Below are 21,501 nucleotides of genomic sequence, written 5' to 3'. Positions count from 1 at the left end.
GCCGAGCCACTGCGCTTCGATGGTCAAAGAACGACCTTGACCGAGGGGTGCGACGACAGCGCGCGATACAGGTCGTCGAGCTGCTCGCGGCTGGTGGCTGTGACGGTGATGGTCACGCCCAGGTAGTTGCCGGCCTTGCTGTCGCGCAGCTCGACGGTGGTGGCGTCGAAGGTCGGGTCGAAGCGCTCGGCGATCTGCGTGATGGCGTGCACGAAGCCGTCGACCTTCGCGCCCATCACCTTGATGGGGAACTGCGAGGGGTACTCGATCAGCGATTCCTTGCGTGGATCGGGGATCGATGCGGTGTCGGTGGGGGTCGGGGTGTCGGTCATGCGGTGGCTCCTGGCGCGTCGGCGTTGCGTTGCTTGGCCTGTTGGTAGGCGGCATACAAGCTCTGGTAGATGGGGCCGGGACGGCCATTGCCAATGGTCTGGCCATCGAGTGTGACAACGGGCAACACTTCCTTGGTGGCGGAAGACAGCAGCAACTCGTCGGCGCTGAACACCTCCTCACGCGACACACGCCGCAGCGCGAAGGGAATGCCGCTGTCCTGGCACAGGCGCTCGAGCAGGCCGTAGCGGATGCCGGTCAGCACGAGGTTGTCTTTCGGCGGGCCGATGAGCGTGCCGTCCTTCACGATCCACACGTTGCTCGACGAAGCCTCGCTGAGCGAATCGCCACGGAACATCACGGTTTCGGTCGCGCCGGCCTCGACGCTGATCTGTCGTGCGAGCACCGCGCCCAGCAGGCTGGTGCTCTTGATGTGGGCCTTCTGCCAGCGGAAATCGTCGGCCGTGACGCAGGTCACGCCCCTGGCGCGCACCGCGTCGGCCACGGGCGGCAAGGGGTTCACCATCGCGAACACCGTGGGACGCAGGCCACGCACCATCACGTGGTCGCGCGGTGCCACGCCGCGCGAGACCTGGAAGTAGATGGCCTGCGGTGCGTTGCCCTGCGGTGCCGCAAGCTGCATCGCGATGGCGCGCCATTCGTCGCGGGTGCAGGGGTTGTCGATCTGCAGTTCGGCCAGCGAACGCTCGAGGCGCGCGATGTGTTCGTCGAAGCAGAAGGGCGCGCCGAAGTAGACGGGGATCACTTCATAGATGCCGTCGCCGAAGATGAAGCCGCGGTCGAGGACGCTGATCTTCGCGTCGCGCAGGGGGGTGAATTCGCCGTTGAGAAAGCACGGCGTGTCGGGCAGTGCCGAGGTGATGTCTTGCATCCGCAAATTATGGGCGGACGCCACACTCGGCGCAGAACTGTCGACGAAGTGTCACGTTATGGCGGGACCCCGCTAGGTTTTACTTATAATCAATGGCTTTGTAAAATTCTCCGGGGACAAACACGGGGTGCATTCGAATGACAACCAACGCCCCTGTCCCTGAGGTTGACGCCGAAGAATCCGATTTCAAGCCACTGACGGCCGAAGAGGCCCAGAAGTTGCGCGAGCAAAACCCCGAGCTGTCACCCTGGTGGGTGATCGCAGCCCAAGTGGCTGCAGGCGTGGTGGTAGCTTGCCTGGCGTGGATCTGGACGGCGCGATCCGAGGCTGCAATCTCGGCGTTTTACGGAGCCATGACAGTGGCGATTCCCGCGGCCTTGTTTGTCCGCGGTGTCCGGCGCAAGCCGGGCATGCCGTCGCAGGCTGTCATGTTGAGGTTTTTTGTATGGGAGATGATCAAGATCGCGCTCACCGTTGCCTTGCTGGCTGCGGCGCCGTGGCTGATCGGGGGGCTCGTCTGGCTGGCCATGGTGGCTGGCGTGGTGGTCGCCATGAAGATGTACTGGGTGGCACTGCTGGTGCGGCCCAAATTTTTGAACCGGATTTGACTGTTTTGGAAAAGAGACGCTGAAAGATGGCCGCCGAAGGACACGCCCCGACCGCGAGTGAATACATCGTTCACCACCTCCAGCACTGGCAAGTCGACTGGAGCCTCAAGCCCGTCGTTCAATCCGCCATTGTTGACTTCAACGTCATCAACCTCGACTCGGTGCTCTACGCGCTGATCATCGGCGCCTTGGGCTGCTTCGTGCTGTGGCTGGCTGCCCGCAAGGCAACGCCCGGCGTGCCCGGCCGCTTCCAGGCGGCGGTCGAAATCCTGGTCGAGATGGTCGACAACCAGGCCAAGGCCAACGTGCACAACGCCGCGAGCCGCAAGTTCATTGCCCCGCTGGCGCTCACCGTGTTCGTCTGGATCTTCCTGCTGAACGCGATGGACATGCTGCCGGTCGACCTCCTGCCGGCCGTCTGGACCCAGGTCTACTCGGCCATGGGCCACGATCCGCACCACGCCTACATGCGCGTCGTGCCGACCGCCGACCTCTCGACCACGCTCGGTCTTTCCACCTCCGTGCTGCTCCTGTGCCTCTTCTACAGCGTCAAGGTCAAGGGCCTGGGCGGCTGGGGCCATGAGCTGATCACCGCGCCTTTCGGTGCCCACCCGCTGTTGTGGCCCATCAACCTGCTGATGCAGGTCATCGAGTACCTGGCCAAGACGGTCTCGCACGGCATGCGGTTGTTCGGCAACATGTATGCGGGCGAACTCGTCTTCATGCTCATCGCCCTCATGGGCGGTGCCATGGCGGCCTCGTTCTCCGGTGTGATGCTGCCCATCGGGCACATCATTGCCGGCACCGTCTGGGCGATCTTCCACATCCTGGTGATCACGCTGCAGGCTTTCATCTTCATGATGCTGACCCTGATCTATCTGGGCCAGGCGCATGAGGCGCATTGAGTTTCCCTTTTTCTTTTCGTTTGCTTTAAATCTGTTCTAAGGAGTCATCATGGAAAACATTCTCGGTCTCGTCGCTCTCGCTTGTGGTCTGATCGTCGGTCTCGGCGCCATCGGTGCTTCCATCGGCATCGCGCTGATGGGTGGCAAGTTCCTGGAATCGTCGGCCCGTCAACCTGAGCTCATGAACGACCTGCAGACCAAGATGTTCATCTTGGCTGGTCTGATCGACGCGGCTTTCCTGATTGGCGTGGCCATCGCCCTGCTGTTCGCCTTCGCCAACCCGTTCGCCGCGACCCTGCTGGCCAACCTGCCCAAGTAAGCCGGTTCAACGCCACTCCAGAAAGGTGTTGCCGTGAGTATCAACGCGACCCTGTTCGTTCAGGCCATCGTCTTCCTGCTGCTGGTGCTGTTCACGATGAAATTCGTGTGGCCGCCCATCGCGAAGGCATTGGATGAACGCGCACAAAAGATCGCTGCGGGCCTGGCGGCCGCCGAGAAGGCCAAGGCTGAACTCGCTTCCGCCAACCAGCGCGTCGAGCAGGAACTGGTTCAGTCTCGCAACGAGACCACCAGCCGCCTGGCCGATGCCGAGCGCCGCGCCCAGCAGATCATCGAAGAGGCCAAGGGCCGTGCAACGGTGGAGGCCAACAAGATCGTGGCCGACGCGCACGCCGAAGCCCAACAGCAGTCCGTGCGTGCCCGTGAAGCCCTGCGTGAGCAGGTCGCTGCACTGGCCGTCAAGGGTGCCGAGCAGATTCTGCGCAAGGAAGTCAACGCCGGTGTCCACGCCGACCTGCTCCAGCGCCTGAAGACCGAGCTCTGAGGACGATATGGCCGAACTTGCGACCATTGCCCGCCCCTACGCGGACGCGCTCTTCGAGGCTACTTCGAGTGACCTCGAAGGCACGGCCGGCTGGATCGGCCAGCTGGCCGCCCTCGCTGCCGATCCGCAGCTCCTGCAGTTCGCTGCCGACCCGAAGGTGTCGCAGGAACAGGTCTTCGACCTGATCTCCGGCCTCCTGCCGCAAGCTCTGCCGGACGCCGGCAAGAACTTCCTGCGCACGGTGATCGACAACGGCCGGCTCGCTGCATTGCCCGAAGTCGCGGCCCAGTACCGCGAGCTCAAGAACGCCAAGGGCGGCACGTCCGACGCGGTGATCTACAGCGCCTTCCCGATCGACGCGGCGAGCCTTGCCGAAGTCGGCGCGGCGCTGCAGCGCCGTTTCGGTCGTCCGCTGAACACGCGTGTGGAATCCGATCCTTCGCTGATCGGCGGCATCCGTGTGGTGGTGGGGGACGAAGTCCTCGACACCTCCGTCAAGGCGCGTCTCGAACAAATGAAAGCAGCGCTCACCGCCTGAGGCGGCGAGCCGCGGTTGGCCCTATTTATTGAAAGAAGGAAAGAGTCATGCAACTCAATCCCGCAGAAATTTCCGAACTGATCAAGAGCCGCATCGAAGGCCTTGGCGTCAGCGCCGACATCCGCAACCAGGGCACCGTGGTCTCGGTGACCGACGGCATCGTGCGCGTGCACGGCCTGTCGGACGCGATGCAAGGCGAAATGCTGGAATTCCCGCCCACGGCTGACGGCACGCCGTCGTTCGGCCTGGCGCTGAACCTCGAGCGCGACTCGGTCGGCGCCGTGATTCTGGGCGAGTACGAGCACATCTCCGAAGGCGACACCGTCAAGTGCACGGGCCGCATCCTGGAAGTGCCCGTGGGTCCCGAGCTCATCGGCCGCGTGGTGAACGCACTGGGCCAGCCGATCGATGGCAAGGGTCCGATCAACGCCAAGATGACCGACGTGATCGAAAAGGTCGCTCCCGGCGTGATCGCACGCAAGTCCGTCGACCAGCCGATGCAGACCGGCCTGAAGTCGATCGACTCGATGGTGCCCGTCGGCCGTGGCCAGCGCGAGCTGATCATCGGCGACCGCCAGACCGGCAAGACCGCCGTGGCGATCGACGCGATCATCAACCAGAAGGGTCAGAACATGACCTGCGTCTACGTTGCGATCGGCCAGAAGGCTTCGTCGATCAAGAACGTGGTGCGCTCGCTGGAACAAGCCGGCGCGATGGACTACACCATCGTCGTGGCTGCGTCGGCCTCCGAATCGGCTGCCATGCAGTACGTGTCGGCCTACTCGGGCTGCACGATGGGCGAGTACTTCCGCGACCGCGGCCAGGACGCCCTGATCGTCTATGACGACCTGTCCAAGCAAGCCGTGGCCTACCGCCAGGTGTCGCTGCTGCTGCGCCGCCCGCCAGGCCGCGAAGCCTACCCCGGCGACGTGTTCTATCTCCACAGCCGCCTGCTCGAGCGCGCGGCCCGCGTGAACGCCGACTACGTCGAAGCCTTCACCAAGGGTGAAGTCAAGGGCAAGACCGGTTCGCTGACCGCGCTGCCGATCATCGAAACGCAAGCCGGCGACGTGTCCGCCTTCGTTCCGACCAACGTGATCTCGATCACCGACGGCCAGATCTTCCTGGAAACCAGCCTGTTCAACGCCGGCATCCGCCCCGCCATCAACGCCGGTATCTCGGTGTCGCGCGTGGGTTCGTCGGCGCAGACCAACCTGATCAAGAACCAGTCGGGCGGCATTCGTACCGACCTGGCCCAGTACCGTGAACTGGCCGCGTTCGCGCAGTTCGCTTCCGACCTCGACGAAGCGACCCGCAAGCAACTCGACCGCGGTGCGCGCGTGACGGAACTGCTCAAGCAGACCCAGTACAGCCCGCTGCCGATCTCGCTGATGAATGCCACGCTGTTCGCAGTGAACAAGGGCTTCATGGACGACATCGACGTCAAGAAGGTGCTCCCGTTCGAACACGGCTTCCATCAGCTGCTGAAGACCAGCCACGCCGCCCTGCTCGAGACCATGGAAAAGCATGGTGCCAAGTGGGATGCCAAGCCGGCCAAGCCGGACGACAGCGCCGAAAAGCAGGCCTTCAAGAAGGTGTGCCAGGACGCCGAAGCCGAACTGCTCGCTGCAGCCACCTCGTTCAAGAAGTCGTTCGCCTGAGCGGCCTTTTGACCGACGCAAGAAGGAGCTCATATGGCAGCTGGTAAGGAAATCCGCGGCAAGATCAAATCGGTGGAAAACACCAAGAAGATCACCAAGGCCATGGAAATGGTCTCGGTTTCCAAGATGCGCAAGGCGCAAGAGCGCATGCGTGCCGCCCGCCCCTACAGCGAGAAGATCCGCACCATCGCGGCGAACCTTGGCAAGGCGAATCCCGAGTACACGCACGCCTTCATGAAGAAGAACGACGCCAAGGCGATCGGCTTCATCATCGTGACGAGCGACAAGGGTCTGTGCGGTGGCTTGAACACCAACCTGCTGCGCGCCGTGACGACCAGGCTGCGTGAAGCGCAGGCCGCTGGCGTGGCGATCGAGTCGGTCGCCATCGGCAGCAAGGGCCTCGGCTTCCTGAACCGCATCGGCGCCCGCGTGGTGGCGCACGTCACCCACCTGGGTGACACGCCGCACCTGGACAAGCTCATCGGTCCGGTCAAGACGCTGCTCGACGCTTACGCGGAAGGCAAGCTCTCGGCCGTGTACCTGTGCTACACGAAGTTCATCAACACGATCAAGCAGGAGCCGCTCGTCGAGCAGCTGCTGCCGCTGGCCGCAGACTCGCTGCAAGTCGAGGAAGGCCAGCATTCGTGGGATTACATCTACGAGCCCGATGCGCAAAGCGTGATCGACGAGCTGCTGGTTCGCTATGTGGAGTCGCTGGTCTACCAGGGCGTGGCAGAGAACATGGCGTCCGAGCATTCGGCGCGGATGGTCGCCATGAAGGCCGCCACCGACAACGCAGGCAATGTGATCAGCGAGCTGAAGCTGGTCTACAACAAGACCCGCCAGGCCGGCATCACCAAGGAGCTCTCGGAAATCGTTTCGGGCGCTGCGGCGGCCGCCGGTGTCTGAGCCCTTCGGACCTCAACAGATTTAAATTTTTATCGGAGCAGACATGGCTCAAGCAGAAGCAGTTCAAGGCAAGATCGTTCAGTGTATTGGCGCTGTGGTCGACGTGGAGTTCCCGCGCGACAAGATGCCCAAGATCTACGACGCCCTCAAGTTCGAAGGCAGCGCACTGACGCTCGAAGTCCAGCAGCAGCTCGGCGACGGCGTGGTCCGCACGATTGCGCTGGGTTCTTCCGACGGCCTGCGCCGCGGCCTGATCGTGACCAACACGCAAGCCCCCATCACCGTGCCCGTGGGCAAGGCGACGCTGGGCCGCATCATGGACGTGCTGGGCGCGCCCATCGACGAGCGGGGTCCGGTCGACCAGGCGCTGACCGCCTCCATCCACCGCAAGGCTCCCGCGTACGACGAACTGTCGCCGTCGCAAGACCTGCTGGAAACCGGCATCAAGGTGATCGACTTGGTGTGCCCGTTCGCCAAGGGCGGCAAGGTGGGCCTGTTCGGTGGCGCCGGCGTGGGCAAGACCGTGAACATGATGGAACTCATCAACAACATCGCCAAGGCTCACTCGGGTCTGTCGGTGTTCGCGGGTGTGGGCGAACGTACCCGTGAAGGCAACGACTTCTATCACGAGATGGCCGACTCCGGCGTCGTGAACCTCGAGAAGCTCGAAGACTCCAAGGTCGCCATGGTCTACGGCCAGATGAACGAGCCCCCGGGCAACCGCCTGCGCGTGGCCCTGACCGGCCTGACCATCGCCGAGTCGTTCCGCGACGAAGGCCGCGACGTGCTGTTCTTCGTGGACAACATCTACCGCTACACGCTGGCCGGTACCGAAGTGTCGGCTCTGCTGGGCCGCATGCCTTCCGCCGTGGGCTACCAGCCGACGCTGGCCGAGGAAATGGGCCGCCTGCAAGAGCGCATCACGTCGACCAAGGTCGGCTCGATCACCTCGATCCAGGCCGTGTACGTCCCTGCCGACGACTTGACCGACCCGTCGCCCGCAACCACCTTCGCCCACCTGGACTCGACCGTGGTGCTGTCGCGTGACATCGCTTCGCTGGGTATCTACCCCGCCGTGGACCCGCTGGACTCGACCTCGCGCCAGCTCGACCCGAACGTGGTCGGCGAAGAGCACTACAACGTGGCCCGCGCCGTGCAAGGCACGCTGCAGCGCTACAAGGAACTGCGCGACATCATCGCGATTCTGGGCATGGACGAACTGGCGCCCGACGACAAGCTCGCCGTGGCCCGCGCCCGCAAGATCCAGCGTTTCCTGTCGCAGCCGTTCCACGTGGCCGAAGTGTTCACGGGTTCGCCGGGCAAGTACGTGCCGCTGTCGGAAACCATCCGCGGCTTCAAGATGATCGTCAACGGCGAAGCCGACCACCTGCCGGAACAAGCGTTCTACATGGTCGGCACCATCGACGAAGCGTTCGAAAAAGCCAAGAAGGTCGCCTAAGGCGGCATGGGAACTCAGATGGCCAACACCATTCACGTCGATGTGGTCAGCGCGGAAGAGTCAATCTTCTCGGGCGAAGCCACGTTCGTCGCGCTGCCCGGTGAAGCCGGTGAGCTCGGCATCTATCCGCGTCACACGCCGCTGATCACGCGCATCCGCCCCGGTGCCGTGCGCATCGAGACGGCTGACGGCGGCGAAGAGTTCGTCTTCGTGGCCGGCGGCATCCTCGAAGTGCAGCCCGATGCCGTCACCGTGTTGTCCGACACCGCGATCCGCGGCAAGGACCTCGACGACGAGAAGGCCAACCAGGCCAAGGCGGCCGCCGAGGAGGCGCTGAAGAACGCGAAGAGCGACATCGACATCGCGATGGCGCAGTCGGAACTGGCCGTGATGGCAGCGCAGATCGCTGCGCTGCGCAAGTACCGCCAGAAGAAATAAGCAAACCCCCAGGCTGCGCGCACTTCGTGTCGCTACGCCAACCCCTTGCAGGGGGCAACACCAGCGGCCCGGCAAAGCCGGTTCCGCGGTGTTCGTTGAATCAAGCCACCTGAGGGTGGCTTTTTTTCGTCTGCTCTTCAGTGGCCCACTTCTTTGGTTTGAAATAGGTCGAAGTTAAGCCTTGTCCGGCTGAAGATGCCCTTCTAGTATTCGCCTTCGCCCGACGACCGATCCCTTCGATCTGCGACCGGCGCTTTTTCTAAAAAGAGCGGAGACACAACGCGTGGCACCCTGGAGCGGCATCACGACCGACGAAATGCGGTTGCTGGAATCGACCTTCTGGTCGGCCGGCGGCTCGCGCCATGCCATGGCCGAACAGCTCGGCTTCTCCAAGAGCAAGGCCAACGGCCTGATCGCCGGCCTGGTCGACCAGGGTCTGCTCGCCGAGGCCGGCCTGCAACGCTCCTCGGGCGGCCGTCGCGCCGAAAACCTCCAACTCAATGGCGAACTCGGCGTGCTCGTCGGCATCGACATCGGCGCCACCAGCCTCGACGTCGCGGTGCTGCGCCCCGACCTCACGGTGCTGGCCCAGCATGAAGAAGCCGCCGATGTGCGCGAAGGCCCGGCCGTGGTGCTGGCGCGTGTGCGCGTGCTCATGCGCGAACTGCTCGCGCGTTGCGGGCAGGGCGCCAGAAATGTCCTGGGCATCGGCATCGGCGTGCCTGGTCCGGTCAATTTCGAGATCGGCCAGCTCGTGAACCCGCCGCTCATGCCGGCCTGGGACAGTTTCTCGATCCGCGACTACCTGCGCGAGGACTACGCCGCGCCGGTGTTCGTGGACAACGACGTCAACCTGATGGCGCTCGGCGAACTGTGGCGCCTGCGGCGCTCGCTCTCGAATTTCCTCGTGATCAAGATCGGCACGGGCATCGGCTGCGGCATCGTCTGCCACGGCGAGGTGTACCGCGGCGCGGCCGGCTCGGCCGGCGACGTGGGCCACATCTGCGTCGACCAGGAAGGCCCGCGCTGCCATTGCGGCAACCTCGGGTGCGTCGAGGCGATGGCGGCCGGCCCCGCGATCACGCGCATGGCGATGCAGGCGGCCGAAGCCGGCGAGAGCGCGACGCTCGCCGAATGCCTGCGCACGCGCGGGCGCATCGACGCCTTCGATGTCGGGCAGGCCAGCCGCGGCGGCGACCCGGCGGCCAATGCCATCATCCAGCGCGCGGGCAGCCTCATCGGACAGATGCTTGCTTCGGTCGTCAACTTCTTCAATCCGTCGCACGTGTTCATCGGCGGCGGCATCACTCGCATCGGGCCACTGTTCCTCGCGGCCGTGCGCCAGAGCGTCTACCAGCGCTCGCTCGCGCTGTCGACGCGGCACCTGGAGATTCAATACACGCCGCTGGGCACGCAGGGTGGCCTCGTGGGCGCGGGCGTGCTGGCGATGCAGGAAACACTCAAGGCCCGAGGAGTGGCGCCATGACCGCCGTGGAAACCAGCAAAGGCAGCGTGGCCGTCGAGTTCGACGGCGTGGTGAAGGCCTTCGGCCCGGTGCAGGTGCTGCACGGCGTGAGCTTTGCGCTCGCGCCGGGTCGCGTCTACGGCCTGCTTGGCGAGAACGGCGCGGGCAAGTCCACGCTGATGAAGATCCTGTCGGGCTACGAGTCGCTCACCGGCGGCACGTTGCGCATCAACGGCCAGCCGCAGCAGTTCACGAGCTCGCGCGATGCCGAGGCGCTGGGCATCGTGCTGATCCACCAGGAGTTCAACCTCGCCGACGACCTCAGCGTGGCGCAGAACATCTTCCTGGGCCACGAAAAGAAAAAGGGGTTCCTGCTCGACGACGCCGCGATGGAGCGCGATGCCGCCGCCGCGCTCGCCGCCGTCGGCCTGGCCATCGATCCGCGCACCAAGGTGCGCCGCCTCATCGTGGCCGAGAAGCAACTCGTCGAGATCGCGAAGGCCATCGCCCGCCGTGCGCGCCTGCTCGTCATGGACGAGCCCACCGCCACGCTCACGCCCGGCGAGACCGAGCGCCTGTTCAAGCTCATCGCGCAGCTGCGCGCCGATGACGTGACCATCGTCTACATCTCGCACAAGCTCGATGAGGTGGAGCAGGTCAGCGACGAGGTGATCGTGATGCGCGACGGCCGCTTCGTGGCGCGCGCGCCCACGCCCGAGGTCTCGCGCCAGCAGATGGCCAACCTGATGGTGGGCCGCGAGCTGGCCGACCTGTACCCGCCGCGCGACCTCGTCGTGGCGGCCGACAAACCCGCCCTGCGCGTGCGCAATTTCAGCGTGCCCGGCTGGGCGCAGGACGCGAGCTTCGAGGTGCGCCCCGGCGAGATCCTCGGCTTTGCGGGCCTCGTCGGCGCGGGCCGCACCGAGCTGTTCGAAGGCCTGCTCGGGCTGCGTCCCGCGAGCGGCACGGTCGAGATGCGCGGCGAGCCCGTGCCGCATGGCAAGGGCTGGCGCAACCCGCGCGATGCGGCCAGGCACGGCCTCACCTACCTCAGCGAAGACCGCAAGGGCAAGGGCCTGCACGTGCACTTCGGCCTGCGCCAGAACCTCACGCTGATGGCACTCGAGCGCTACGCGCAACCCTGGCTGAAGCCCGATGCGGAACGCGACGCGCTCGCCGAGGCGGTGAAGGACTACGGCATCCGCACCGGTTCGCTCGACGTGCGCGCCTCGTCGCTGTCGGGCGGCAACCAGCAGAAGCTCGCGCTCGCCAAGGTGCTGCAGCCGCAGCCCAAGGTGGTGGTGCTCGACGAGCCCACGCGCGGTGTCGACGTGGGCGCCAAGCGCGACATCTATTTCCTGATCCAGCGACTCGCCCGCGAAGGCCTCGCGGTGATCGTCGTCTCGTCCGAGCTGATGGAATTGATCGGCCTGTGCCACCGCGTTGCGGTGATGCGCGCGGGCCGGCTCGTTGCCACGCTGGATGCGACCCACCTGACCGAAGAGGAGCTCATCGCTCATGCCACCGGAACCGCAGACACCCATGTCACCTGACGCCGCACCGCAGCCGCAGCAGCAACACCGCAGCGAAGCCAAGCCGCGATGGACCGAGCGCCTGCACGGCCTTGGCCCGGTCATCGGCCTCGTGCTGCTGTGCATCGCGGGCACGCTGCTCAACAGCGACTTCGCGACCGTCGACAACGCGATGAACGTGCTCACGCGCACGGCCTTCATCGGCATCATCGCGGTGGGCATGTGCTTCGTGATCATCTCGGGCGGCATCGACCTATCGGTGGGCTCGATGGCTGCGCTCATCGCGGGCAGCGTGATCATGTTCATCAACTGGGCCGGGCCTGCCTCGGGCTCGCCGCTGATGGCGGTGATGATGGGGGCGGTGCTCGCCGTGGTGCTGGGCGCGCTGTTCGGCCTGGCGCATGGCCTGCTCATCACCAAGGGGCGCATCGAGCCCTTCATTGTCACGCTGGGCACGCTCGGCATCTTCCGCGCCTACCTCACGTACTTCGCCGACGGTGGCGCGCTCACGCTCGACAACGAGCTGTCGGACCTCTACGCGCCGGTCTACTACGCGAGCCTCGCGGGCATTCCGGTGCCGGTGTGGGTGTTCGTGTTCGTGGCGATCGTGGGCGGCGTGATCCTCAACCGCACGGCTTACGGACGCTATGTCCAGGCCATCGGCTCCAACGAACAGGTTGCACGCTACGCGGCCGTGGACGTCGACCGCGTGAAGATCCTCACCTACGTGCTGCTCGGCGTGTGCGTGGGCATTGCCACGCTGCTGTACGTGCCGCGCCTGGGCTCGGCCTCGCCGACCACGGGCCTGCTGTGGGAGCTCGAGGCCATTGCCGCGGTGATCGTCGGCGGCACCGCATTGAAGGGCGGCGCGGGCAGCATCACCGGCACGGTGGTCGGCGCGATCCTGCTCTCGGTCATCAGCAACATCCTGAATCTCACCAGCATCATCAGCGTGTACCTGAACGCGGCGGTGCAGGGCTTCGTGATCATCGTCGTCGCGTTCCTCCAAAGAGGCCGGCGCTAGTTTTCCGTTCGTTCCGTTCCACCACCAAAGAGGAGACATCCAGCATGACGACTTTCACCCGACGCCTCGCGCTCACGGCGGTTGCCACCGCAGCGTTCGCCGCCAGCCTGCCCGCGCTTGCCGCGGACAAGGTCAACCTCGGCGTGTCGATTCCCGCGGCCACGCACAGCTTCATGGGCGGCATCAACTACTGGGCCAACCAGGCGAAGAAGGACCTCGAGAAGCAGCACAAGGACCTGAAGATCACGATCAAGACCGCAGCCAACGCGCCCGAGCAGGCCAACCAGCTGCAAGACCTGTCGACGGTCACCAAGATCAATGCGCTCGTCGTGTTCCCGTTTGAATCGGCGGCGCTGACCAAGCCTGTCGCGCAGGTCAAGGCCAAGGGTGCGTACGTCACCGTGGTCGACCGCGGCCTGACCGACACCAGCGCGCAGGATGCGTACGTGGCCGGCGACAACACCGCTTTCGGCAAGATCCCGGCCGAATACATCGTGAAGCAGCTCGGCGGCAAGGGCAACGTGGTCGCCCTGCGCGGCATTGCCACCACGCTCGACAACGAGCGCATGGACGCCTTCAACGCCGTGCTCAAGGGCAGCCCCGACATCAAGCTGCTGGACGCCAAGTACGCCAACTGGAACCGCGACGACGCCTTCAAGGTCACGCAGGACTACCTGACGCGCTTCAAGCAGATCGACGCCATCTGGGCGGCAGACGACGACATGGCGGTGGGCGTGCTCAAGGCCATCGAGCAGGCCAAGCGCGACGACATCAAGATCGTGTTCGGCGGCGCCGGCGCCAAGGACATGGTCAAGACCATCATGGACGGCAAGGACAAGCGCATCGGCGCCGACGTGAGCTATTCGCCCAAGTTCATCTACGACGCGATCAAGCTCACGGCCGAGGCGCGCCTGAAGGGCGAGAAGCTGCCGGCGACCACGATCATTCCTTCGGTGCTGATCACCAAGGAAAACGCCAAGGACTTCTACCACCCGAACTCGCCGTTCTAAGGTGACCGAGATCGCTGCACGTCCCCTGCGCTGCGCCATGGTCGGCGGCGGTCGCGACGCCTTCATCGGCGCCGTGCACCGCAAGGCCATGGCGCTCGACGGCCAGATCGCGCTGGTCGCCGGCGCGCTGTCGTCGAGCCCGGACAAGGCGCGCGCCTCGGGCCGCGACCTCGGCCTGGCCGACGACCGCAACCACGGCGACTGGCAGGCGCTGCTGGCCGACGAGCTGAAGCGCCCGGCCGATGAGCGCATCGACTTCGTCTCGATCGTCACGCCCAACCACGTGCACTACCCCGTGGCGCAAGCCTTCGCGGAGGCGGGCTTCCACGTGGTGTGCGACAAGCCGCTGGTGCACACGCGCACACAGGCCGATGCACTGGTCGCCACCGTGGCAAAGCAGGGCACGGTCTTCGGCGTGACCTACAACTACACCGGCTACCCGATGGTGCGGCAAGCGCGCGAGATGGTGCGCACGGGCCAGATCGGCGAGGTCCGCAAGGTCGTCGTCGAATACAACCAGGGCTGGCTCGCCAGCCATGTCGAAGCCACGGGCGGCAACAAGCAGGCCGACTGGCGCACCGACCCCGCACGCAGCGGCGCGGCCGGCGCCATCGGCGACATCGGCTCGCACGCCGAGAACCTCGTGGCCACCGTCACCGGCCTGGAGATCGAGAGCCTGTGCGCCGACCTCGGCGCGCTGGTGCCGGGCCGCCTGCTCGACGACGACGGCAGCCTGCTGCTGCGCTTCCAGGGCGGCGCGCGCGGCGTGCTCGTGGCCTCGCAGATCAACACCGGGCTGGAGAACGACCTGCATCTGCGCGTCTCCGGCACCCTGGGCACGCTCGAATGGCGCCAGGAGCAGCCGAGCCAGCTCGTGCACCTGCCGCACGACGGGCCCCGGCGCGTGCTCACGCGCGGCGCGCCCTGGCTGTGCGAGTCGGCGCGGCGCGCGAGCCGCCTGCCGGCCGGCCATCCCGAAGGTTTCATCGAGGCCTTTGCGAACGTCTACGCGGGCGTGGTGGCGGACATCCGCGCGCGACTCGCGGGGCAGCCGGCCGATCCGCTCGCGGCCGACTATCCGCGCGTGGAAGACGGTGCGCGCGGCGTGCGTTTCATCGAACGCACGGTGGCATCGGCCGCCAGCGAATTAAAGTGGACGCCCTGGTAGCTGCGCGTCGGCCCCGCTGATCCATGCGGGGCAGGCCGTGGCACCAGAGGCCGCCATGACGCATTCCATCTCTTCCGACGCTCTTTCACCGCAGACATGGCCGCGCGCCCTCTGGCAGCGCTGCCGGACGCTGTGGCTGCTCAAGCTGGCCGGCAACACCGTCGCCACGCTGGGCTTCTTCCCGCTGTACTTCTGGGTCATGCAGAACGCCGGACCGGTGTGGGTGCTGCCACTCACGGCCGTCGACCGGCTGATCGCGTTCTGGCCGGCGATGCTGCCCGTGTACCTCACGCTGTGGGCCTACATCGCGCTGCCGGTGCTGCTGGCCATGGACCGGCGCGAGCTGAACACCATCGCCATCGGCTGCGCGGTGATGACGGCAATTGCGCTCGCTGTGTTCTGGTGGATGCCGACGGCGATCCCGAACTTCGCGATCAACGCCGTGCCCGGCTCGTCGCTGCACTTCCTCAAGACCTTCGACGCGGCGGGGAATGCCTTTCCGTCGTTGCACGTGTCGTTCTCGGTGTTCGCCTGCCTCGTGCTGGCGCGGCAGCTGCGCGAGGCTGGCACGCCCCTGTGGCTGCGGCTGCTCAACGTCGTGTGGGCCGTGGCCATCGTGTACTCGACGATGGCCGTGCGCCAGCATGTGCTGATCGATGTGCTCGGCGGTCTCGGGCTCGGCCTGGCGATGGGCTTCGCGTTGCGCGAGCGGCCATCGACTGCCCCTGTGCCGGTCGCGGCGTAGACCGATCGCGGTATTCCGCCGCGCGGGCGCCGACGGTACAAAGCGGCATCGCCGTTCACCGAGCACGCCATGACCTTTCGCCTGCGCTTCATCGCCGCCGCCGCCTGCCTCCTGGTCGGCCCCGCGTTCGCCATCGACTATCCGGCACGCAAGCCGGGCCTGTGGGAAATCAAGACCGGCGAGGGCGGCGCGTCCACAGGCACGGCGCCGGGCCAGACAATCCAGCAATGCATCGACGCCGCCACCGACAAGGCGATGCGCGAGATGGGCCAGGGCATGGGCAAGGACATGTGCTCGAAGCAGGACCTGCGCCTCGAAGGCGTGAAGCTCGTCATCGATTCGGTCTGCAGGATCGGCCCCACCACCGCGACCTCGCGCGCCGTGATGAGCGGCGACTTCAGCAGCGCCTACCGCATGGAGAGCAAGTCGACCTACAGCCCGCCGCTCATGGGCCGCACCGAAGGCACGGGCCTCATCGAGGCCAAATGGGTCGGTCCCTGCAAGCCGGGCCAGAAGCCGGGTGACATGGTCATGGCCAACGGCATGAAGATGAACCTGCTCGACGCGATGGCGAAGATGCCCGCGCGCAAGTGAATCCCGGCAAGTAGGCCCAGGCCCACAGTGGCTCGCGGCAAGCGGTCGGCAGCGCGCCGGCCCCGGCGGCCCTACGATGACGTGCCATGCCAGACACGGTGGATCTCGTCGTCGCCCGGCCCGAAGGCCTGTACTGTCCGCCCGGCGATTTCTACATCGATCCGTGGCGGCCGGCGGCGCGCGCCGTCATCACGCACACGCATTCCGACCACGCCCGCATCGGCCATGCGCACTACCTGGCGCACACCGACAGCGCCGGCACGCTGCGCACGCGGCTCGGTGCCGACATCCACCTGCAGACCCTGGCGTACGGCGAGGCCATCGAACACCACGGCGTGCGCCTGTCGTTGCATCCGGCCGGCCATGTGCTGGGCTCGGCGCAGGTGCGGCTCGAACACGGCGGGCGCGTGTGGGTCGCCTCGGGTGACTACAAGACCGAGGCCGACGGCACCTGCACGCCGTTCGAACCCGTGCCCTGCGACACCTTCATCACCGAATCGACCTTCGGCCTGCCGATCTACCGCTGGCCCACGCAGGCGGTGCTGTTCGCGGAGATCGATGCGTGGTGGCGCGCCAATGCCGAAGCGGGCCGCGCCTCGGTGCTGTTCTGCTATGCCTTCGGCAAGGCGCAGCGCATCCTGCACGGCGTGGATGCGTCGATCGGGCCCATCGTCGTGCACGGTGCGGTCGAGCCGCTCAACGCCGTGTACCGCGCGGCCGGCGTGGCGCTGCCGCGGACGCTGCGCGCCACCGATGCGGACGTCGATGCGGCGCTGCTGAAGCGCGCGCTCGTGCTCGCACCGCCGTCCGCGCAGGGGACGCCGTGGATGAAGCGTTTCGGCAACTACGCCGATGCCTTCGCGAGCGGCTGGATGCAGCTGCGCGGCACGCGCCGCCGGCGCGGCGTGGACCGGGGCTTCGTCATGTCGGACCATGCCGACTGGCCCGGCCTGCAGCAGGCGATCGCGGGCACCGGCGCCGAGCGCGTGTTCGTCACGCACGGCAGCGTGCAGGTGATGATGCGGTGGCTGACGGAGAACGGGCTCGATGCGCAGGGCTTCAAGACCGAGTACGGCGATGAAGACGACCAGGAAACGCCGGCCGCAGCGCCCGCCGCCGAAGAGGAAGCGAAGTGAAGGACTTCGCCGCGCTCTACCGCGAACTCGACGCCAGCACGTCGAGCCTTGCCAAGCAGGCCGCGTTGCAGCGCTACCTGCGCGAGGCCGACGCGGCCGATGCCGCATGGGCCGTCTACTTTCTGGCCGGTGGCAAGCCGCGCCAGCTCGTGCCCACCAAGCTGCTGCGCCTGCTCGCGCAGGAAGCGGCCGGCCTGCCCGAGTGGCTGTTCGACGAAAGCTACGACGCGGTGGGCGACCTTGCCGAGACCATCGCGCTGTTGCTGCCCCCACCGACCGAAGAAAATGACCTCGGCCTCGCGGCCTGGGTCGAGCAGCACCTGCTGCCGCTGCGCGAGACCGCGAAGCGCGCGCCCCCCGAACTGGCGGACCGCCTGCGCGCGCAGTGGCGGCAGCTCGCGGCCGAGGAGCGGCTGGTGTACTTCAAGCTCATCACGGGCGCGTTCCGCGTGGGCGTGTCGAAGCTGCAGGTCACGCAGGCGCTCGCTGCGGTCGGCGGGATCGATGCCAAGCGCGTCGCGCAGCGGCTCATGGGCTACACGCACCTCGGCGCACGTCCGCAGGCGGGCGACTACGCGACGCTGGTCGCGCCAGAGTCCGATGCCGAGCAGGTACAGAAGACCAGCGGGCAGCCATACCCCTTCTTCCTCGCGCATCCTTTCAACATCCCGCTCGATCAGTTCGATGCGGTGCTGGGTCCGCCGGCCGACTGGATCGTCGAGTGGAAGTGGGACGGCATCCGCGCGCAGATCGTCAAGCGGGCGGGTGCGGTGTGGGTGTGGTCGCGCGGCGAAGAGCTGGTGACCGACCGCTTCCCCGAACTCGCGACGCTCGGCGACGCCTTGCCCGACGGCACGGTGCTCGATGGCGAGATCGCCGTGTGGCGTGAAGACAAGGTGCAGCCCTTCGCCGAACTGCAGAAACGCATCGGCCGCAAGACGCTGGGCGCCAAGCTGCTGCGCGACATTCCCGTGGTGCTGCTGGCCTATGACCTGCTCGAATGGGAAGGGCGCGACCTGCGCGCAGAGCCGCAGTCGGCGCGCCGCGCGCTGCTCGACGAACTCGTCACGCGCATGCAGCACCCCTCGCTGCTGCCGAGCCCGATGCTCACAGGACTCGACTGGACCGACCTTGCACGCCAGCGCGAAGCCGCGCGCACCATGGGCGTCGAAGGAATGATGCTCAAGCGCCGCGACGCGCAGTACGGTGTGGGCCGCACGAAGGACGTGGGCGTGTGGTGGAAGTGGAAAATCGATCCGCTGAGCATCGACGCGGTGCTCATCTACGCGCAGCGCGGCCATGGCCGCCGCGCGAGCCTCTTCAGCGACTACACCTTCGCAGTGTGGGATGGTCCGCCCGAGCAGGAAGACCGCAAGCTCATGCCCTTCGCCAAGGCCTACTCGGGGCTCACCGACGCGGAGATGGCGCGCGTGGACGCGATCATCCGCAAGACCACGGTCGAGAGCTTCGGCCCCGTGAAGAGCGTCAAGCCGACGCTGGTGTTCGAACTCGGCTTCGAGGGCATCGCGCGCAGCACCCGGCACAAGAGCGGCATCGCGGTGCGCTTTCCGCGCATGCTGCGCTGGCGCGAGGACAAGCCGGTGGCGGAAGCCGACACGCTGCAGACGCTGGCTGCGTTGCTGCCGTCATGAACAAGGCGGTCAAGACGGCGCTCGATGCGTGGTTCGCCGCGCGCGGGTGGAAGCCGTTCAAGTTTCAACGCGATGTGTGGAAGGCCATCGCGGCTGGCAAGTCCGGCATGCTGCATGCCACCACCGGCGCAGGCAAGACGTATGCGGTGTGGCTCGGCGCGCTGCAGGTCTTCTCGCAGGCGCGCAAGGCAACCGCTCGCCCTTCGGCCCCGCCGCTCACCGTGCTGTGGCTCACGCCCATGCGCGCGCTCGCGGCCGACACACTGCGCGCGCTGAAGCAGCCGCTCGAAGCGCTCGGCGCCGCGGTGCATCCGTGGAGCGCGGGTGCGCGCAGCGGCGACACCTCGTCGGCCGAGCGCAGCGCACAGAACACGCGCCTGCCCAGCGTGCTCGTCACCACGCCCGAAAGCCTCTCGCTGCTGCTCGCACGTGCTGATGCGAACCAGGTGCTGGGCCGCGTGAAGATGGTCGTGGTCGACGAGTGGCATGAGCTGCTCGGGAACAAGCGCGGCGTGCAGGTGCAGCTCGCGCTCGCGCGGCTCCGGCGATGGAACCCGCGCCTTGCGGTCTGGGGCATGTCGGCCACGCTGGGCAACCTGCAAGAGGCGATGCACTCGCTGCTGGGCCACGACGACGGCGTGCTCGTGCAGGGCCAGGTGCCGAAGAAGCTCGTCATCGATTCGCTGTTGCCCGGCCGCGCCGAACGCTTTCCGTGGGGCGGGCACCTGGGCCTCACGATGCTGCCGCAGGTGATCGACGAGATCGCCGCGAGCAGCACCACGCTGGTCTTCACCAACACGCGCTCGCAGGCCGAGATCTGGTACCAGGCAATGCTCGAGGCGAAGCCCGAGTGGGCGGGTCTCATCGCACTGCACCACGGCTCGCTCGATCGCGAGGTGCGCGAGTGGGTCGAACTCGGGCTGAAGAGCGGCCAGCTCAAGGCGGTGGTCTGCACCTCGAGCCTGGACCTGGGCGTGGACTTCCTGCCGGTCGAGCGCGTGCTGCAGATTGGTTCGCCGAAGGGGGTGGCGCGGCTGCTGCAGCGCGCCGGGCGTTCGGGCCATGCGCCGGGGCGGCCGTCGCGCATCACGCTCGTGCCCACGCACAGCATCGAGATGGTGGAGGGCGCTGCGGCACGCACGGCGATTGCGGAAGGGCACATCGAGGCACGCCATTCGCCCGACCAACCGCTCGACGTGCTGGTGCAGCACCTCGTGACGGTGGCGCTCGGCGGCGGTTTCATGCCCGACGATCTCTACGAAGAGGTGCGAGGCACGGCCGCCTACGCATCGCTCTCGCGCGAGAGCTGGCAATGGTGCCTGGACTTCGTCTCGCAGGGCGGCCCGTCGCTCGCCGTGTACCCGGACTACAAGCGCGCCGTGCCCGATGCAGAAGGCGTGTGGCGCGTGCCCGATGCGCGGCTCGCGCGGCGCCACCGCATGAACATCGGCACCATCGTGAGCGACGCGAGCATGGCGGTGCAGTACCTGGGCGGATCGAAGATCGGCAACGTCGAAGAAGGTTTTGTCGCGCGCATGAAGCCGGGCGACTGCTTCCTGTTCGGCGGCCGGCTGCTCGAGCTCGTGCGCATCCACGACATGACGGCCTGGGTGCGGCGGGCGACCGGCAAGCGCGCCGCGGTGCCGCGCTGGAACGGCGGGCGCATGCCGCTGTCGAACACGCTGGCCGATGCGGTGGTGCAGCAGCTCGCGCTCGCGGACGAGGGGCAGTACAACTCGCCCGAACTGCGCTGCGTGTGGCCGCTGCTCGAAATCCAGCAGCAGTGGTCCGCGCTGCCGACACCGCAGACGCTGCTCGCCGAGACGCTGACGACGCGCGAAGGCTCGCACCTGTTCCTCTATCCGTTCGCGGGCCGGCATGTGCACCTGGGACTGGCGAGCCTGCTGGCCTGGCGCGTGGCGCAGCACGCGGCGCGCACCTTCTCGATCGCGGTCAACGACTACGGCTTCGAGTTGTTGAGCGCGACCGAGGTCGACTGGCCCGCGCTGCTGCCGCAGGTGCTGCGCCTGCCGGAGGGCACTGCCGACGCCGATGCGCGCACCGTGCTGCTGCACGAGGTGCTGGCCTCGCTCAACGCGGGCGAACTCGCGCAGCGGCGCTTTCGCGAGATCGCACGCGTCTCGGGACTGATCTTCCAGGGCTATCCGGGCGAGAAGCGCAGCAGCCGGCAATTGCAGGCCTCGTCGTCGCTGTTCTGGGAGGTGTTCCACAAGTACGACCCGCAGAACAAGCTGCTGCAGCAGGCGGAGCAGGAACTGCTCTCGCAGGAACTGGAGATCGGGCGCCTGCGCGCGAGCCTGGAACGCATGGCCACGCAGCAGCTCGTGCTGAAGCTGCTCGAACGGCCGACGCCGTTTTCGTTTCCGCTCATGGTCGAGCTTTTCCGCGAGAAGCTGTCGAACGAGAACGTGGCCGACCGCATCGCGCGCATGGTCGAGCAGCTGGAGAAAGCCGCGGGCGGCATGGTCACGGCCGGCGGCGTGGAGCGTGTGAAGAACACGCTGGCGTTCGGGCAGGAGGGGTCGGGCAAGCCGCCCACGCCACGGCGCGAACGCAGGCGGCCGTCAAAGCCGCTGCCGCCGCTGTGAGCG

Annotated in this window: 21 protein-coding genes; 19 read left to right on the top strand and 2 right to left on the bottom strand. The window is 66.7% G+C overall.

Annotation, left to right across the window (positions count from 1 at the left end; genetic code table 11):
* Nucleotides 1-23: 23 nt before the first annotated feature.
* Together ASD34_RS10030 and ASD34_RS10025 are read right to left on the bottom strand one after the other, a co-directional pair.
* On the bottom strand, nt 24-332 hold the full coding sequence (locus tag ASD34_RS10030; RefSeq protein ID WP_056576482.1) for a YbeD family protein: 309 nt from the start codon (nt 330-332) through the stop codon (nt 24-26).
* The gene (locus ASD34_RS10025; protein WP_056576479.1) at nt 329-1,222 is read right to left on the bottom strand and encodes a D-amino acid aminotransferase; all 894 of its coding nucleotides are present in this window, start codon (nt 1,220-1,222) and stop codon (nt 329-331) included. Before ASD34_RS10025 ends, ASD34_RS10030 begins: the two co-directional genes overlap by 4 nt.
* A 137-nt stretch (nt 1,223-1,359) precedes the next feature.
* On the opposite strand from ASD34_RS10025, the gene ASD34_RS10020 reads away from it, so the two are divergent.
* From ASD34_RS10020 to ASD34_RS09930, 19 genes are all read left to right on the top strand, one after another.
* Nucleotides 1,360-1,830 (top strand): ATP synthase subunit I, encoded by a 471-nt coding sequence (locus tag ASD34_RS10020; protein WP_056576477.1) that lies wholly within the window; start codon nt 1,360-1,362, stop codon nt 1,828-1,830.
* Between the two features lie 26 nt (nt 1,831-1,856).
* Entirely contained in the window at nt 1,857-2,735 is an 879-nt protein-coding gene (gene atpB, locus ASD34_RS10015; RefSeq protein ID WP_056576474.1) for a F0F1 ATP synthase subunit A, read from the top strand.
* A gap of 49 nt (nt 2,736-2,784) precedes the next feature.
* Nucleotides 2,785-3,054 carry a F0F1 ATP synthase subunit C gene (gene atpE / locus ASD34_RS10010; RefSeq protein ID WP_056576471.1) on the top strand — a complete coding sequence of 90 codons (270 nt, stop codon included), beginning with the start codon at nt 2,785-2,787 and terminating at the stop codon, nt 3,052-3,054.
* A 33-nt stretch (nt 3,055-3,087) separates the two neighbouring features.
* Complete coding sequence (locus ASD34_RS10005) at nt 3,088-3,558, top strand: F0F1 ATP synthase subunit B (RefSeq protein WP_056576467.1); 471 nt, start codon at nt 3,088-3,090, stop codon at nt 3,556-3,558.
* Nucleotides 3,559-3,565: 7 nt separating this feature from the next.
* Nucleotides 3,566-4,096: a F0F1 ATP synthase subunit delta gene (locus ASD34_RS10000; RefSeq protein WP_056576465.1), complete on the top strand. Its 531-nt coding sequence runs from the start codon at nt 3,566-3,568 to the stop codon at nt 4,094-4,096.
* Nucleotides 4,097-4,143: 47 nt separating this feature from the next.
* A complete protein-coding gene (atpA, locus tag ASD34_RS09995; RefSeq protein ID WP_056576462.1) occupies nt 4,144-5,757 on the top strand; it encodes a F0F1 ATP synthase subunit alpha in 1,614 nt (537 codons plus the stop codon).
* A 33-nt stretch (nt 5,758-5,790) separates the two neighbouring features.
* Nucleotides 5,791-6,666: a F0F1 ATP synthase subunit gamma gene (gene atpG, locus ASD34_RS09990; protein ID WP_056576459.1), complete on the top strand. Its 876-nt coding sequence runs from the start codon at nt 5,791-5,793 to the stop codon at nt 6,664-6,666.
* A 43-nt stretch (nt 6,667-6,709) separates the two neighbouring features.
* Nucleotides 6,710-8,125, top strand: coding sequence for a F0F1 ATP synthase subunit beta (gene atpD, locus ASD34_RS09985; RefSeq protein WP_056576456.1), 1,416 nt, complete (start codon nt 6,710-6,712; stop codon nt 8,123-8,125).
* An 18-nt stretch (nt 8,126-8,143) separates the two neighbouring features.
* Nucleotides 8,144-8,563: a F0F1 ATP synthase subunit epsilon gene (locus tag ASD34_RS09980; RefSeq protein ID WP_056576453.1), complete on the top strand. Its 420-nt coding sequence runs from the start codon at nt 8,144-8,146 to the stop codon at nt 8,561-8,563.
* A gap of 316 nt (nt 8,564-8,879) precedes the next feature.
* Nucleotides 8,880-10,049, top strand: coding sequence for an ROK family protein (locus tag ASD34_RS09975; RefSeq protein ID WP_056577220.1), 1,170 nt, complete (start codon nt 8,880-8,882; stop codon nt 10,047-10,049).
* Entirely contained in the window at nt 10,046-11,581 is a 1,536-nt protein-coding gene (locus ASD34_RS09970; protein WP_056576450.1) for a sugar ABC transporter ATP-binding protein, read from the top strand. Before ASD34_RS09975 ends, ASD34_RS09970 begins: the two co-directional genes overlap by 4 nt.
* Nucleotides 11,547-12,584 (top strand): ABC transporter permease, encoded by a 1,038-nt coding sequence (locus ASD34_RS09965; RefSeq protein ID WP_056576448.1) that lies wholly within the window; start codon nt 11,547-11,549, stop codon nt 12,582-12,584. The genes ASD34_RS09970 and ASD34_RS09965 overlap by 35 nt, the downstream gene beginning before the upstream one ends.
* 44 nt (nt 12,585-12,628) lie before the next feature.
* Nucleotides 12,629-13,594, top strand: a complete 966-nt coding sequence (locus ASD34_RS09960; RefSeq protein ID WP_056576445.1) for a substrate-binding domain-containing protein — start codon at nt 12,629-12,631, stop codon at nt 13,592-13,594.
* A 37-nt stretch (nt 13,595-13,631) separates the two neighbouring features.
* A complete protein-coding gene (locus ASD34_RS09955; protein WP_414929869.1) occupies nt 13,632-14,762 on the top strand; it encodes a Gfo/Idh/MocA family protein in 1,131 nt (376 codons plus the stop codon).
* A gap of 55 nt (nt 14,763-14,817) precedes the next feature.
* The gene (locus tag ASD34_RS09950; protein ID WP_056576438.1) at nt 14,818-15,507 is read left to right on the top strand and encodes a phosphatase PAP2 family protein; all 690 of its coding nucleotides are present in this window, start codon (nt 14,818-14,820) and stop codon (nt 15,505-15,507) included.
* A gap of 69 nt (nt 15,508-15,576) precedes the next feature.
* Entirely contained in the window at nt 15,577-16,101 is a 525-nt protein-coding gene (locus tag ASD34_RS09945) for a DUF3617 domain-containing protein (RefSeq protein WP_056576435.1), read from the top strand.
* Nucleotides 16,102-16,187: 86 nt separating this feature from the next.
* The gene (locus ASD34_RS09940; protein ID WP_056576432.1) at nt 16,188-17,237 is read left to right on the top strand and encodes a ligase-associated DNA damage response exonuclease; all 1,050 of its coding nucleotides are present in this window, start codon (nt 16,188-16,190) and stop codon (nt 17,235-17,237) included.
* Entirely contained in the window at nt 17,234-18,889 is a 1,656-nt protein-coding gene (locus tag ASD34_RS09935; RefSeq protein ID WP_056576430.1) for an ATP-dependent DNA ligase, read from the top strand. Before ASD34_RS09940 ends, ASD34_RS09935 begins: the two co-directional genes overlap by 4 nt.
* Nucleotides 18,886-21,498 (top strand): ligase-associated DNA damage response DEXH box helicase, encoded by a 2,613-nt coding sequence (locus ASD34_RS09930; RefSeq protein WP_082548572.1) that lies wholly within the window; start codon nt 18,886-18,888, stop codon nt 21,496-21,498. The genes ASD34_RS09935 and ASD34_RS09930 overlap by 4 nt, the downstream gene beginning before the upstream one ends.
* The last annotated feature ends 3 nt before the right edge of the window (nt 21,499-21,501 follow it).

This window comes from Variovorax sp. Root473, assembly GCF_001426505.1.
Lineage (GTDB): Bacteria > Pseudomonadota > Gammaproteobacteria > Burkholderiales > Burkholderiaceae_C > Variovorax.
The sequence above is the reverse complement of the archived record's forward strand: the minus strand, read 5'-3'. Positions and strand labels throughout refer to the sequence as shown.